This window comes from Parahoeflea olei, assembly GCF_001703635.1.
Lineage (GTDB): Bacteria > Pseudomonadota > Alphaproteobacteria > Rhizobiales > Rhizobiaceae > Hoeflea > Hoeflea olei.
The window spans coordinates 39,194-53,142 of the sequence record NZ_LQZT01000007.1; the positions used below are offsets into that span (position 1 = coordinate 39,194).

General features: G+C 65.9%; 13 protein-coding genes. 4 read left to right on the forward strand and 9 right to left on the reverse strand.

The window, feature by feature from the left end; genetic code table 11:
- Positions 1-16: 16 nt before the first annotated feature.
- The 4 genes from AWJ14_RS06670 to AWJ14_RS06685 all read left to right on the forward strand — a co-directional run bounded on the left by AWJ14_RS06670 (position 17) and on the right by AWJ14_RS06685 (position 2,698).
- Entirely contained in the window at positions 17-415 is a 399-nt protein-coding gene (locus AWJ14_RS06670) for a hypothetical protein (RefSeq protein ID WP_066176648.1), read from the forward strand.
- Positions 412-600 carry a helix-turn-helix transcriptional regulator gene (locus AWJ14_RS06675; RefSeq protein ID WP_066176651.1) on the forward strand — a complete coding sequence of 63 codons (189 nt, stop codon included), beginning with the start codon at positions 412-414 and terminating at the stop codon, positions 598-600. Before AWJ14_RS06670 ends, AWJ14_RS06675 begins: the two co-directional genes overlap by 4 nt.
- A 205-nt stretch (positions 601-805) precedes the next feature.
- Positions 806-1,405, forward strand: a complete 600-nt coding sequence (locus AWJ14_RS06680) for a TetR/AcrR family transcriptional regulator (RefSeq protein ID WP_066176653.1) — start codon at positions 806-808, stop codon at positions 1,403-1,405.
- 81 nt (positions 1,406-1,486) lie between these two features.
- Entirely contained in the window at positions 1,487-2,698 is a 1,212-nt protein-coding gene (locus AWJ14_RS06685) for an MFS transporter (protein WP_066176654.1), read from the forward strand.
- A 59-nt stretch (positions 2,699-2,757) separates the two neighbouring features.
- On the opposite strand, the gene AWJ14_RS06690 is transcribed toward AWJ14_RS06685, so the two are convergent.
- The 9 genes from AWJ14_RS06690 to AWJ14_RS06725 form a co-directional block, all read right to left on the reverse strand.
- Complete coding sequence (locus tag AWJ14_RS06690) at positions 2,758-3,651, reverse strand: energy transducer TonB family protein (RefSeq protein WP_066176655.1); 894 nt, start codon at positions 3,649-3,651, stop codon at positions 2,758-2,760.
- Positions 3,648-4,181: a TonB system transport protein ExbD gene (exbD, locus tag AWJ14_RS06695; RefSeq protein WP_066176657.1), complete on the reverse strand. Its 534-nt coding sequence runs from the start codon at positions 4,179-4,181 to the stop codon at positions 3,648-3,650. Before exbD ends, AWJ14_RS06690 begins: the two co-directional genes overlap by 4 nt.
- Positions 4,182-4,186: 5 nt before the next feature.
- Positions 4,187-5,371, reverse strand: a complete 1,185-nt coding sequence (gene exbB / locus AWJ14_RS06700; protein WP_083220103.1) for a tonB-system energizer ExbB — start codon at positions 5,369-5,371, stop codon at positions 4,187-4,189.
- A 12-nt stretch (positions 5,372-5,383) separates the two neighbouring features.
- Entirely contained in the window at positions 5,384-5,917 is a 534-nt protein-coding gene (locus AWJ14_RS06705) for an RrF2 family transcriptional regulator (protein WP_066176660.1), read from the reverse strand.
- Entirely contained in the window at positions 5,914-6,393 is a 480-nt protein-coding gene (locus AWJ14_RS06710) for a YbaN family protein (RefSeq protein ID WP_066176661.1), read from the reverse strand. The genes AWJ14_RS06705 and AWJ14_RS06710 overlap by 4 nt, the downstream gene beginning before the upstream one ends.
- Positions 6,394-6,586: 193 nt before the next feature.
- Positions 6,587-7,192: a biliverdin-producing heme oxygenase gene (locus AWJ14_RS06715; RefSeq protein WP_066176662.1), complete on the reverse strand. Its 606-nt coding sequence runs from the start codon at positions 7,190-7,192 to the stop codon at positions 6,587-6,589.
- Positions 7,193-7,272: 80 nt separating this feature from the next.
- Positions 7,273-10,008, reverse strand: coding sequence for a TonB-dependent receptor (locus AWJ14_RS06720; protein WP_083220104.1), 2,736 nt, complete (start codon positions 10,006-10,008; stop codon positions 7,273-7,275).
- 111 nt (positions 10,009-10,119) lie between these two features.
- Complete coding sequence (locus AWJ14_RS22360) at positions 10,120-10,263, reverse strand: hypothetical protein (RefSeq protein ID WP_171904834.1); 144 nt, start codon at positions 10,261-10,263, stop codon at positions 10,120-10,122.
- A gap of 151 nt (positions 10,264-10,414) precedes the next feature.
- Positions 10,415-13,939 carry a TonB-dependent receptor domain-containing protein gene (locus tag AWJ14_RS06725; protein WP_066176665.1) on the reverse strand — a complete coding sequence of 1,175 codons (3,525 nt, stop codon included), beginning with the start codon at positions 13,937-13,939 and terminating at the stop codon, positions 10,415-10,417.
- Positions 13,940-13,949: the final 10 nt, after the last annotated feature.

Sequence of the window (13,949 nt, forward strand, 5' to 3'; positions counted from 1 at the left end):
TACACGAGGTGACACCATGACTGATACCACCACTCCCGCCGCGCTCGCGCGGAACATGATCCCGGCCTTCCTGAGCATGCTGGCCTATGCCCTGGTGCTGATGGTCTCGCTGCGCCTGCTGGCCGGCGGCATCGACAACCGGGTCCAGGAAATCGCGGTGACGCTCGCGCCGATGGTCCCGGCCGTGCTTCTCTGCGCCTCGATCATCGGCGTGATCCGGAAGCTCGACGAGATGCAGCGCAGGCTTCAGCTCGAAGCCTTCTCGCTCGCCTTTGCGGGCACCGCACTCATCACGTTCAGCTATGGCTTCCTCGAGAATGTCGGCTTTCCGAAACTGTCGGCATTCGCCGTCTGGCCGGTGATGTGCGGCCTTTGGATGGCGGGCCTCGTGCTCGGGCACCTGCGCTACAAATGAACAACCGCATTCAGGAACTGCGGACAAAGCGAGGCTGGTCGCAGGCGGATCTGGCGACTAGGCTCGACGTCTCGCGGCAGACGGTCAACGCTCTCGAGCGGGGCCGCTACGACCCCAGTCTTCCTCTGGCGTTCAGGATCGCAAGCCTGTTCGAGCTTTCGATCGAAGACATCTTTCGCCCGTGACGGGCACGATCGGACCATCGGAGCCGATTGCCCGTCCCAGAAGAGGATCGCCGCGAGCGGGCCTTGCATGCAGCTCCCGGAAGCCGGCTTTTGAGCGCGCCTTCGCGAACTCCGACCGCCGCGCCAGGGCGGCGACCGATGCCAAACCGGGCTTCGGTGATATAAGATCCGCCTTTCCGTCTTCCCCACAGGGTGGCTTGAGCCGATGCAGAACACCACGAGAGCCCGAATCATCGCCGCGGCAGACGCGCTTTTCTACGAGCACGGGCTTCGAAGCGTGAGCGTCGACGCCATCGCCGAGCGGGCGGAGGTGACCAAGCGGACGCTCTACTACCATTTCAGGAGCAAGGACGAACTGATCGCCGCCTATCTGGCCGACAAGGACGGCCCGACGGCGCAACGCTATCGCCGCTGGCTCGGCGCGGACGATCGCCCGCTGGCGGATCGCATCCTGCGCCTGTTCTCGGCGCTCGCGGCCCATGCCGAGAAACCGAAATGGCGCGGTTGCGGCTTCACCCGTGCCGCGGTGGAGCTCGCGGGCCAGCCGGGCCACCCTGCCGTGGCGATGGCGGCCACCCACAAAACGCGCTTCGAGGCCTGGCTCACGGACGAGTTGCGGACCGCCGGCGCGTCGGACCCCGCGCTTGCGGGACGGCAGATCATGATCCTGCTCGAGGGCGCGATCGCGCAGATGCTCGTGCACCGCGACGTGTCCTATGCCCTGGCCGCGGGCAAGGCGGCCGCGTCCATCGCCGCTGCCGCCACAGCAGAGCCGGAAGTGCTGCGCGCCCGCGTCGCCGACTGAAGCCGCCAGGTATACCGACTAGTGTATTTCTTCTCTCCGTCCGCGGCTTATCGTCGGCGCCTTCGAGGAGGGAGTCGAGCCTTGCCGCACACCGATGCACGACCCTGGACGCCGGCGCTGGTGCTGACGCTCATCGCCGCCGCAACAATCCTGTCGCTGTCGATGGGCCTGAGACAGAGTCTCGGCCTTTTCGTGGAGCCGATGATCACCGGAACCGGCATCACGCTGGCGTCCTTCGGTTTCGCGATGGCGATCCAGAACCTGGCCTGGGGGATCGGGCAACCGTTCATGGGGGCGCTGTTCGACCGGCTCGGCGGACGTATCGTCATCGTTTCGGCATCGGTCCTGTATTGTGCGGGTCTGTTCCTGATGGCGACGGGGAGCCGCTTCGGCCTCTATCTTGGCGGAGGAGTGCTGATCGGCCTGGCGGTGGCGGGGACGTCGCATGGCGTGCTGGTCGGCATCGTCTCGCGGCTTGCGACGCCGGCGGTGCGCGGCACGGCCGTCTCGATTCTGGCGGCGGCCGGGTCGCTGGGAACCTTCGTGATCGCGCCGGGCGCCCAGGCGATGATCGATCTCTGGTCGTGGAAGGGCGCACTTGCGGGACTGGCGGTGCTGGCGAGCGTGATGGCGGCGGTGGCGGTGCCGCTCGGCCGGAGCAAGCCGCGCGGACCGGCGGCGTCCCCGGCTGCCAAGGCCAGTTTCAGGCTCGCCATCGCCGAGGCACTCACCAACCGGGCCTTCGTGATCACGACCCTCGCCTTCTTTGCCTGCGGCTTCCAGCTGATCTTCATCGCCACCCATCTGCCCAATTTCGTCGCCATCTGCGGCTTACCGCCGTCGGTCAGCGCGCAGGCGATCGCGCTGATCGGCGTGTGCAACGCCCTTGGCACGCTGGCAGCCGGCCATCTCTGCCAGCGCTGGGGAAACAGCACGGTGCTCGCGCTCATCTATGCGCTGCGCACTGCGGCGATCGCACTGTTCTTCGTGCTGCCCGTGAGCGTGGGAACCACCCTGGTGTTCGCCGCGGCGATGGGCTTTTTATGGCTCAGCGTCGTGCCGCCCGTGAGCGGGCTCATCAACAGCCTGTTCGGCCCGGCCAATTTCGGCAGCCTTTTCGGCGTGATGTTTCTCAGCCACCAGGTCGGCGCCTTTCTCGGCGCCTGGCTGGGCAGCCTCAGCTTTCAGTGGAGCGGCAGCTATTCGCTCGCCTGGATCGCGCTGATCATCGTCGGCACGCTCGCCTCACTGCTGCAACTGCTGTCCACCGGCGGGAGACAGGCCGCCGCGTGAAACGACCCCGACCCGGCCAGGATCATCGCCTCAGGCGCGCCTGTGCGGGATCTCCCCGCTCACCTCACACTGAAGCGCACCGGCGCGACGATGGTCCTGTTGACGCCGGGGGGCGGGGCGGGAACCGGGGACGCGCGGCGCACGAGGGAGAGAACCTCGTTGTCGAGCGCCGGGTAGCCCGATGAGCGCGCGAGCGTGACCGACCGGACATTGCCGGCATCATCGATCGAGAAGCGGACATGGACAGTGCCGCGCTCGCCGCGCCGGCGCGCATCGGCGGGATATTTCTTGCGCCGCTCCAGATGCGCCATCAGCCGCGATTGCCAGCGTGCCGGCGACATCGAGGAGACACCGGATGCAGACTGGCGCGCGGCGGTGCGGGCGCCCTCCTTGACCTGGGCCTTGGCCTGGCGCGTGGCCTGCGAGGCGGCCTGCTGCTGTTGCGGACGGGGCTTCTGCCGGCGCGGTTCAGTCTTCCGGGGTTCGGCCTTGACCACCTCGCGCTTCGGCTCCGGCGGCGCAGGCCGCGGCAGCGGAATCGGCACCTCGGCCTCGGGAATCAGGGCGACGTCCTCATCGACAGGATCGTCGTCTTCGGCGACCTCTTCCACAATCTCCTCGGGCTCGGGTTCGGGCAGGTCCTCGACCACCTCCTCGAAAGGTGTCTCGTCCGGCGTCGGGACGTTTTCGGCGGGTTTGCTCGCCTCTGCATCCTCCATGGCCTCGGAGATTTCGTTTTCCTGGGTGTCGACCGCTTCCGCTTCATCGGCGAGTTCGATCATGATGGCTGCCGGCGGCGTGGCGTCGGCGGCGACCATGGGCGCCTCGCGCATCAGCCACAGGGCGGCACCGACATGGGCGGTCAGCACCAACAGGCTGGCGCCGGTCCACAGCGCCGCCTCCATGACACGCAGGGCGCGTGTGGCGCCGGTGGGGGGACGGGAGCCGGTCATGGCACCACGGGACTGTCGGCGCCGGACGGGCCAGACGTGGCGGCACTGTCGCCCTCGCCCTCGACCGCGCCGGGTGCATTCTCGTCCGCGGACGGAACTGAAGCGGGCTGCTGCGTCTTCTCAAGCCCGACCAGCGCGATCTTCAGGTAGCCCGACTGCCGCAGCAGGTTCATCACCTCCATGAAGTCGCCATAGTCGACGCCGCGGTCGGCACGCAGGAAGATGCGGGCTTCCTTGTCGCCTTCGGTCAGCACGTCGATTGCCGCGCCGAGCGCTTCCCGCGCGACCGGATCCTCATCCAGATGCAGCGTCAGGTCCGGTTTCAGCGTCACGTAGAGCGGCTTGTCGGGCCGCTCCGCCGGCTTCGCCGCCGCGGCCGGCAGATCGACATTCACGTCGACGGTCGCCAGCGGCGCCGCCACCATGAAGATGATGAGCAGCACCAGCATGATGTCGATGAAGGGAACGATGTTGATGTCGCTGTTTTCTTCGGGCAGCGCGCCCGCGTTCCTGCGAATGCCTCCGGCCATGTCGTCTACTCCGCCGCCGCAGCCGTGGCTTCACCGGAGCGCTCCGGCGTCCGGGACTGCTCCACCGCAAAGGACGCAGCGGGAGTTGCGCTCCGCACCGGCACCTTGCGCAGGTCGAGATCGAGGCTCACCAACTGTTCCACGCCCGATGCGGCATCGGCAAGCAGTTGGCCGTAGCCGGCGATGCTTCTCGCAAACAGGTTGTAGATGATCACGGCCGGAATGGCCGCGACCAGGCCGATGGCGGTGGCGAGCAGCGCCTCGGCGATGCCCGGCGCGACGACGGCGAGATTGGTGGTCTGCGCCTCAGAGATGCCGATGAAGGAATTCATGATGCCCCAGACCGTACCGAACAGGCCGATGAAGGGGGCGGTCGAGCCCACCGTGGCCAGAAGGCCGGTGCCGCGCGACAGTCGCCTCCCCGCCTGCGCCTCGATGCGGGCAAGCCGCGCGCCGAGGCGCTCCTTGACGCCGTCATTGCCGGCATGGTCGAGGGCTGCGGACGAGCGCTCCAGTTCATGCTCGGCCGAGCGCACCATGAACGCGGCAGGACCGCCCCGGCCGGCGAGCCGGTGTGCGGCATCCGCGAGCGTGGACGCGGAAGCAATGACGGCGACCCCGCGTCTTGCGCGCGCCTTGGCGCAGGCGATCTCGATGGTCTTGGCCGCCCAGACCGTCCAGACGGCGAGCGAGCCGAGCGCGAGACCGATCATGACGGTCTTCACCACCCAGTCGGCCGCCATGAACATGCCCCAGGGCGACAGGTTGTGCGGCAGGCTGGCGTCGGGCTCGGCGTTCAGGAGGTGCGAGACGGCACCGGCCGGGTCCTCAAGGAAAGTCGGCGCAGGCGCGACCGGCCCGGCGATATCGGCCGGTGCATCGGCGCCGCCGGTTTGGACTTCCGGCTCCGCGCCCTCGTTCGGGACGGGCGCAGGCGGCACCGACCGGGCGTCATCCGTGGGAGCTGTGATTTCGGCTTGCGCAGGCGACGCGGCTCCGGCGGCGTCCTGGTCCGCGGGGACAGCGGGGACTGCGGGGACTGCGGGCGCCACCTGCCCGCTCGCGGCAGGGGCAGGGGCCGGCTCCTGCGCGGTCGCGGAGACCGGGCCGCCAAAGATCAGCGACGCGGCGAGCAGCAGGGAAAGGCAAAACCCGCTCAGGCGGCGGTGAGGCTTGGTGATGTCGGTCATTCCAGTGTTCCTTCATGCCGCCGGCGTGGCGACTTTGTCCAGGTTCGATGCGGGCCGGGGCCTATGCCGGAGATGCGGCCGAAGCCGCGAAAAGAGCCGGCCCTTGAGGACGAGGCTGTGCAGGTCGCACCCCAGGCAAGCGAGCCTGCCGCTCGAGGGATCGCCGGCGAGGTCGTCGATGGTGAAGTCGTCAAAGATCGAGACGAAGGAGCCGATGGCCGCATGCACCACCGTATCGAGGGCCGTGCCCGACGGTTCGGGGGCCGTGCGGGCCTGATCCACGAGCGAGGGCTCCATCAGCCGAAGCACATCGCCGATGACGATCGCCTCTGCAGGCCGGGACAGCCGGATGCCACCGGCGCGGCCGCGCATGCCTTCGAGAAAGCCATGCCGGCAGAGCTTCGTGACAACCTGCGCCGCGTGGTCCTTGGTGGTGCCGGCGAGGTCGGCGACGAGCCGTGTGGTTCTCGGCTTGTTGGGCTGGGGCCGTGCGCAGGCCACGAGAATGTCGATGGCGATTTCGGCCTGCCGGGTCAGTTTCATCATGGTCTCTCGCCTCCTGGCTGCGGGCTCGCGAACCCGCCTGAACGGTCCACGCCGCAGGCCGCGCCCTGCCCGGGCCGCGTGACGATCCAGGCCGCGCAGCCGAGCATGGCTGCGGCGACCGGGACCGCGAGCCAGGGGTCGGGCCTGGCCGCCAACCAGAACAGCGCGTAGCCGAGCGTCATTCCGAGGCAGGCCATCCACTTCGCCCGCAGCGGAATCGCCCCCTGCGCACGCCAGTCCCGGATCAGCGGACCGGCACGCGGATGGGCCAGCATCCAGGCCTCCAGACGCGGCGAGGAGCGACCGAAACACCATGCGGCGAGGATCAGGAAAATCGTCGTCGGCATCAGCGGGAGCACCGCGCCGACCATGCCGAGCAGCAGCATGAGACAGCCGAGCGCCATGTAGCCTGCCTGTCGGCCTTCATCGAGCCGGGAACGCCCCGGCCGCGGCGAGACCGCACGCAGCGGCATCATGGAAGCCTCTCCGGTCGCGTGCAGCGACGCTTCGCCCACCCGCCGGCATCGACTGCGAGGGGAAAGCCGCCTTTTGCACGGCTGATCGGCACGAACGCCGGCGTCTGTCGGTCGGGCTGACTCGGTCATCGTTTCGAACGCCGCCATTGCGCCCTGTCGCGCGGAGAGCTCGTCTCGAGGAGAACCAGAGCCGTCATCCGAACACGTCCCCGACCAGCGCATGCACGCGGCGAAATGCCTGTTCCGCCCCGGCGACGACGCGGGCTTCATCCGCCTCGGGCAGCGCCACCGCGTCGAGCGCAGCGGTGAAGGTCCTCCAGTGCAGGCCGCGGCCTTCAGGCGCGGGCGCAAGATGCCGTGCGCCAAACGCCTGCGACAGGCCGAGTTTGGCTGCTTCCTTGAGCAGGAAGGCCGCACCGAGATTGGAGCCTTCGGCGACATAGAGCCAGCCAAGCGCCACGGCGATGCCGGGCAGCGGTTCCGCACGGCCTGGGGTCAGCGTTGGCGACGCCATGCCGAGATCGGCCATGTCCTGGCGGATCAGGTCGAGGCGGCGGCGTTCTTCCAGGTCCGGAAGCAGGGCCTGCAGCTCCGGGTGGCCAAAAAGCGGGTCGATCTCGGCGTGGAAGCGATGCTGCACCGCGAGGAACCGGCCATAGCGCTCGCGATCGGCAAAGGGCTCGCGGGCCATGATCGCCTGGTCCAGACGCTCGTGGGTGGAATGGGTGGCCCGCTTCAGCCGCTTGGCCCGGCCCACCTCTCCGGCCTCGGCTTGTGTTTCCAATGTCTCATGCGTCATCGCTCTGCCCTCATCTGTGTCTCCGCCATGACAGCGGCTCGTTTCCGCCCCGGAGCGCGATGCCGCGCGGGGCCGTGTCGTCAGAATTTCGCTGTCAGGCTCGCGCGGAAGGTGCGGCCGGGCGACGGCATCAGGCCGAGGGTCAGCGCATCCATGTAATAGACGTCGGTGACGTTATCGACGGCGACTTCCAGCTGCAGATTGTCGTTGACCTTGTAGCTCGCGAACAGGTCCACCAGCGTGTATTTTTGCCAGTTCACCACGGTCGTGTAGCCGCCGGTTTCGACATTGGTCATGCGGCCGCGATCGCCGGTATAGGTCACCCGCCCGCCGACATCGAGGGCATCGTCGAACAACCGCAGACCGGCCGTCAGCGTGGCGCTCTTGTTCGGCGGGCGGTGCAGCTGCGCGTACCCGTTCTTGACGCCGGACTGACGGCACATGACCCCGGAGAGCAATTCCTCCGCGCAGAATTCGATCTTGTCGTAGAGGATGCCGCCGACGTCGAAATAGCCCCAGCCCGCATCATAGCCGAGGGAGGCTTCGAAACCCCGGAACAGCGCATGCTCGATATTGGAGACCGACACGCTCGGATCGTTGGTGCGCGTCAGGTAATCCTTGACGTCATTGTTGAAATAACTCGCCTTGAAGCGAAGCTTGTCGCCCGCGCGCAGCACGTTCTCCTGAAGGATGTTGAGCCCCAGCTCGGTATCGCGCGAGCGCTCCGGGCGCACGCCGACCAGGGGGTCGGGACTGAAGGAGAAACCGGTCGTGGATTCGAACAGGCTGGGCGAGCGGATCGCCTCGGAGTATTTCGCATAGAGCTGGATGCCGCTCCAGGGCTCCACGGTGACGCCGACCATCGGCGCCCAGCCGCTGTTCTTTTCCTCGTTGTGCTGATCCAGTCCGTAACCGGTGTTGTTGTCGTAGGACTGCGTCCAGGTGTAGCGCAGCGCCGCATCGACCTTCAGCCAGTCTTTCGGCTTCCAGTCGCCGGCTACAAAGGCGCTCGCTTCCTTGCGCCAGCCATCGCGCGAGGCCAGCAGTTCGTTGCTGTCGACATTCACGTTTCCGGCGGGCGGCTCCAGGGTTTCATAGACGAAGGACCCTCCAGTCGCGACCGTGACATCGCCCCACTGCGTGCTCATCTCCGAGGTGTTGACAAGGTCGAAGCCGTAGCGCTTGGCGATGTCCCAGTAGGCCTGCGGAAAATGCGCCACGGTGCCGCCGAAGTCGAAGGCATAGGGCGTCAGGATATGGGTGTCTGTATCGGTCATCCAGATATTGGCCTTGAGGTTGACCCAATCGTTCTCGTCGGGGTTCCAGCGATATCCGGCGCGATAGGTGTCGACCGACACTTCGCTCAACGGGGCCTGCGTGGCGCCGTCGAACCGGATGATGACCGACGGCATCATCTCGCCGAACAGGCTGTGGTAGCGCATGTAGCTGAAGTCGAAGACATGTCCGCCATCGAGTTCCGCCTTGGCCTTGAAGAGATAGGAAGTGTTGTCCTGCGAGGTGTTGAGCACCTCTTCGCCGGCGCGATAGCGGTTGAGGCCGGTCAGCGAATAGACGGTGTAATCCGTGATCTGCTCCGGCCTGCCGGGCCGGCCGGGCCGAATGACCGTGTCGTAGGACTTCGTCAGTTGCGGCGTCCTGCCATGGGTGCCCGCATGATAGTTGCCGTTCTTGCGCCTGGAATAGGCCGCCACCACCTCAAACATGTCGTTGCGCGCGGCAAATGCAGCACTGCCCGATCCGGAATTGGGCTCAAGAAACGCCGGGCGATCCATGCCGTCGGGACTGCCGACGAGCGGGTTGTCGGGAAGCGTGTCGAGCGTGCATCCCCAGTTGCAGCCGGTGGTGTAGCGCGACTTGGCCATCGGGGCATAGCCGCCCGCGGTACCGACCGCCGGCGGCGTGGAGGTATTGGCCATCATGCCGCCGCGCAGCCTTACGCCCCAGTTCTTGCCGTCCATGATGATGTCGTCGGCGTTGATGGTTTCCATGCGCACCAGCCCGCCTGTGGCCCCGACACCATAGACACTGGCCGAGGGCCCCTTCTCGATGACCACACCGCCGATCATGTCCGGGTCGACATAGTTGCGGGAGGCGACCCCGGAATAGCCGCGATAGACCGTGTTCTGCTGCATCGTGCCGTCGACGACGACGGGAACCCGCCCAAACCCCTGCATGCCGCGGACGTTCACATCGACGGCGCCGCTGTTGCGATTGTCGCCGGTCAAGACGCCGGGCGTGCCCTTGATGAAATCGCCCACCGAAGAGCCCCGGAACCGCTGGATCTTGGCGTCGCTCAGGAAGGCACTGCTGCCGGCGGTACGATAGTTGGCGTCGTCATCCGCCAGGCTTCCGAGCGTCGCCGTGCGCCCAGCGCCGCCATTGACGGTGATCGTGTCGAGCAGCAGCGACCCGTCATCGGCGGCCGGGGCATGCGCCGCAGCGATGCGGTCGCTGATGGTGACGGTGGTCGGATTGGTGAAGCTGTAGGAAAGGCCCGCGCCGGAGAGCAAGTGCTGCAGCGCCGCCTCCGGCCGGAGCGCGCCGCTGACGGCGGTCGAGCGCTTGCCGGCGGCGTCCTGTGAGGCGACGAACACCTCGACGCCGGTCTGGCGGGAGAAGGCGATCAGGGCGCTCGCAAGCGGCTGGGCTGGGATGTTCAGGTTGGCCTCCGAAGCGGCGGCCGATTGCGCCATCACACGGTCGCCGGCCGAGACCGCGATCACGGCCGTGCCGGCCATCAGGCCCGCGAGCAAGTTCCGGAACCGCGTTCCCCTGTCACATCCACTGTTACGCATGATCACCTGTCTCCAAACACACTGGAGACCGGCCGAAAGCGGCCTCCTGACTATGAAGACGGCGGGCTTGGGAAAAGTAATTAGAGGCCGGAGCGTTTTTTTCGCGGCGCGTCAGCCGGGCATGATCAGCGTGAACAGCCCCGGGACCTGCATGACCCGCAGCCCCAGGCTCTCGGCGATGGTGCCGATCGCCGCGTCGATGCGGCCGGTGCTGAAAAATACCCCCGACCGGCTGGATCCGGCCGCGCTCTTCAATATCCGGAAGCAGGGCCAACAGCGGCGAAGCGCAGAGCGATCAGCTGCACCGTCCTTCCCGGAACAGGGCTCGCCAAAGCGGGGGCGCGGGGGGGGAGGAACCGCCTGCCTTCTCCCTTCCGGGAAAGGCAGGCGCGCAGTGTCGGGGAGGTCAGAACCGGTAGTTCAAGCCGATATTGACGGTGTGAAGGTCAAGCGTGTTGGACGCCTTCCTGCCGTTTGTGATGTCGAAAGCCCCGGACGTGGTGTCCGCGCCGGCACGGGCACTTTGGAACTCGAAATCGGCGCTGCCAAAGTGGCTATAGGCATAGCTTGTGCTGAGCGACCATCTGTCGTTGATGGCGTATTCCGTGCCAGCGCCCAGCGTAAACCCGAGCCGCGTCTTTTTGGTGCGCTCGACGGAGGCAATCGTGGTGACCGGCGAATAGCTGTCCTTTCTCCAATACTGCTCGCGGGCCAGGCTTTCCCGGGCCAGAGCGAGGCCTCCCGTGCCGTAAACCATCCAGCGATTTCCGAGCGCATAGCCAAGACGCCCGCGAATCGTCGAAACCCAGTCGACATCATGGTAGGTCAGCGCCTGCGCGGAGCCCGCGTCGGCCAGGCCGGCTTCAGTCGAAACAGTCTTTTGCTTGCCGTTCATCCAGGTCCTGCTCCAGTCCGCCTCGACGCCGAGCACGATCCCGTTGGCGAACTGCCAATTGTAGCCCGCCTGAACGCCGAACAGGCCGTTTTTCATATCGAGGTCCGTCGACTCCGCGCGTGTCGTTGCGTTTGTCGTTCCATCAAGCGCAGTGGTTGTTCCCCTCTCACCGGAAAACGCCCCACCGGCATGCATGCCCGCATAGAGCCCGGTCCAGTCGACCACTCCGGAAGCCGCACCGTAGGCTCCGCCCGAAAACGGCGAGAAGGCCGGGTTGAGGCTTTGGTCGCCGCCGAATGTACCGGTGAGGCTTGCATAGAAGGTGCGTCCAGGTCCCGGTTGGGAGACAAGGCCGAGCGGATCGACATAATACTGATCAAACAGGTTCTCGACCCGGATCGAGGCGGTGAGGTTGCCGCTAATCTTGTACTCGGCGAAGACATCGACAAGCCTGTAGGGATCCCACCGGACCGGCGTAATGAACTGCTGCGCGCCCTGGGCCGTCACGTCGCCGTGACCGATGGCGCGGGGGCCCACGTGAGAGATGCGGCCGCCGATCGTCAACCTGTCCTGCAACAGCTTTTGCGACAGCGTCAGATCAACCGTGTATTCGGGTTGAACGTGGTTCGTCGCATAGTCGGCATAAAGGGTCTTGTCTTCGCAGGTCGCGGCGGTCCGGCAATATTCCACATTGAGGAAATAGTTGGCCGCCAGTTCGGCCGTAAAGCCGCCCGCTTCGTATCGGCCAGAAAGCTCGAGCCCCGAAAATTTCGCCCGGTGAATATTGGTTATGTCCAGCCCGAGTGCGTTGGGATTTGTCGGATCGACAATGATGCCCCGCGCCAGATAGTCCTTCACGTTCCAGTTGAAGTACCCAAGCTTGAGCATCGCCCGGTCGTCCGGCCGCATCAGCCCGTCCCGGTTGAAATTGGCGCCAATTTCCCAGTTGTTGGACCGTTCGGGCCTGACGGCGTTATTGGCCACCACGCTGTTGAAGGCCGATACCGATTCGATAATGCTCGGCGCCCGCATCATGCTGGAATAGCTGGCATAGACCTGCGTGCCTTCAAAGGGTTCAACGGTAATGCCGACAGACGGGCTAAAACCGCCGGCATCGGTCTCATAGCCCACAACGACACGGTCATTGTCGACCTGGCTGCGCTCATAGGGATCAACGCGATCCTTGGACCAGAAATGCGAATAACGAAGACCTGCATTCAGCGTCAGCCAATCCCATTCAAACGGTTTGTAGCTGCCCTTTACATAGCCTGCGACTTCCTGCCTGATGCCGTCGCGCGGCGTGACCCATCCTTCGAGTGCGGCCGCATGCCTGCTGCCGCGGGTGTCTTCCGCACGATACGACAGGCCATAGGTGAGATTGAGATCCGCATGGTCGAGGGAAACCAGCGATGTGTTGCTGATGCTGCCTCCCCACATGTCCGTGTCAGATCCGACGCGATACCCTGCCGGCAGGCCGACGGATTCCGCGGTAACGCCCCACCGTCCGCCACGCAGCGGGTTACGCTGCTCAAGATGGGTCCAGTAGGCATTCGCCTTCATGTCGACCAGATCGTTTCCTTCCGGATTCCAGCGATAGCGCGCCGTGAACGTATCGAGGCTGGTTCCGGTGGTTTGCGCCTGCTGCAAGGCTTGCGACATGTAGCCGGACTGTGCCGATGCCAACCGGTCGCCGGCTTCACTGCGGTAACCGGTGTAGCCGAGTTGCAGTTTCTGATCGCTGCCGATGTCTGCGTTCAGCTTGAACAGCCAGGACTCGGTTTCGAGCTGGGTGTTGAGGACTTCCTCGCCGGCACGATAATTCGACAGGCCACCATTCTCGATGACGTCGCGATACAGGAAGTCGGGATTGCAGACCCCGTTGGCATAGCAGAACGGGCGCGGCCCCGTGCTCACCGGATTCGCGGCCGCACCATGGGTTCCGGCGTGGTAGTTGCCCTGCTTTCGCCTGGCATACCCGCCGAGAATGTCGAACCCTTCGCCCTTGTAGGCACCGACGATGCTGCCCGATCCGCTGGTGGGCGACAGCAGGGATGGGCGATCCATCCCGGTTGGAGAAGCTGTGGCAGAACCATATCCCGTGGTCGGATTGCTCACGCTGCCCAGGGGATTGTTGTACCTGTATCCCGCCTTGTTGCCGGCAACGGGGCCACTGGTATTCCCGCCGACGCCGCCCTTGACGCGAACACCCCAGGTATCTCCCGGTTTGACGATGTCATCGGCGCTCAATGTCCGCATGGAGATTGAGCCGGCATTGCCCCAGGAGGCTGTGTCCGCCCCCTTGAGAACATCGACGCTGGCGATGAAATCCGGGTCGACGAATGTCCGGTTGGAAAGCCCTTGATAGCCCTGGTAGATCGTGACCGCGTTCTCGGCCCCGTCAATGGTTGTCGCGACACGGCCAAAACCCTGCATGCCCCGGACATTCGGATCGATCGACCCGGCGCCATTGCGGGCCTCTCCCGACATGACACCCGGCGTGCCACGGAACATGTCGGCCGGACTCGATCCGCGGAAACGCTCGATCTTCTCGCCCGAAATATGGGCCGCAGCCCCGGCCGTTTGATAGGGGCTGTAGACCGAGCCTTCCCTGCCGCCGCCATTGACGGTGATCGTGTCGAGCAGCAGCGACCCGTCATCGGCGGCCGGGGCATGCGCCGCAGCGATGCGGTCGCTGATGGTGACGGTGGTCGGATTGGTGAAGCTGTAGGAAAGGCCCGCGCCGGAGAGCAAGTGCTGCAGCGCCGCCTCCGGCCGGAGCGCGCCGCTGACGGCGGTCGAGCGCTTGCCGGCGGCGTCCTGTGAGGCGACGAACACCTCGACGCCGGTCTGGCGGGAGAAGGCGATCAGGGCGCTCGCAAGCGGCTGGGCTGGGATGTTCAGGTTGGCCTCCGAAGCGGCGGCCGATTGCGCCATCACACGGTCGCCGGCCGAGACCGCGATCACGGCCGTGCCGGCCATCAGGCCCGCGAGCAAGTTCCGGAACCGCGTTCCCCTGTCACATCCACTGTTACGCATGATCACCTGT

Excerpts from the sequence above, each read along its gene's own strand:
- AWJ14_RS06670 (WP_066176648.1), top strand. The coding sequence starts at position 17 with ATGACTGATACCACCACTCCCGCCGCGCTCGCGCGGAACATGATCCCG.
- AWJ14_RS06675 (WP_066176651.1), top strand. The coding sequence starts at position 412 with ATGAACAACCGCATTCAGGAACTGCGGACAAAGCGAGGCTGGTCGCAG.
- AWJ14_RS06680 (WP_066176653.1), top strand. The coding sequence starts at position 806 with ATGCAGAACACCACGAGAGCCCGAATCATCGCCGCGGCAGACGCGCTT.
- AWJ14_RS06690 (WP_066176655.1), bottom strand. The coding sequence starts at position 3,651 with ATGACCGGCTCCCGTCCCCCCACCGGCGCCACACGCGCCCTGCGTGTC.
- exbD (WP_066176657.1), bottom strand. The coding sequence starts at position 4,181 with ATGGCCGGAGGCATTCGCAGGAACGCGGGCGCGCTGCCCGAAGAAAAC.
- exbB (WP_083220103.1), bottom strand. The coding sequence starts at position 5,371 with ATGACCGACATCACCAAGCCTCACCGCCGCCTGAGCGGGTTTTGCCTT.
- AWJ14_RS06705 (WP_066176660.1), bottom strand. The coding sequence starts at position 5,917 with ATGATGAAACTGACCCGGCAGGCCGAAATCGCCATCGACATTCTCGTG.
- AWJ14_RS06710 (WP_066176661.1), bottom strand. The coding sequence starts at position 6,393 with ATGATGCCGCTGCGTGCGGTCTCGCCGCGGCCGGGGCGTTCCCGGCTC.
- AWJ14_RS06715 (WP_066176662.1), bottom strand. The coding sequence starts at position 7,192 with ATGACGCATGAGACATTGGAAACACAAGCCGAGGCCGGAGAGGTGGGC.
- AWJ14_RS06720 (WP_083220104.1), bottom strand. The coding sequence starts at position 10,008 with ATGCGTAACAGTGGATGTGACAGGGGAACGCGGTTCCGGAACTTGCTC.
- AWJ14_RS06725 (WP_066176665.1), bottom strand. The coding sequence starts at position 13,939 with ATGCGTAACAGTGGATGTGACAGGGGAACGCGGTTCCGGAACTTGCTC.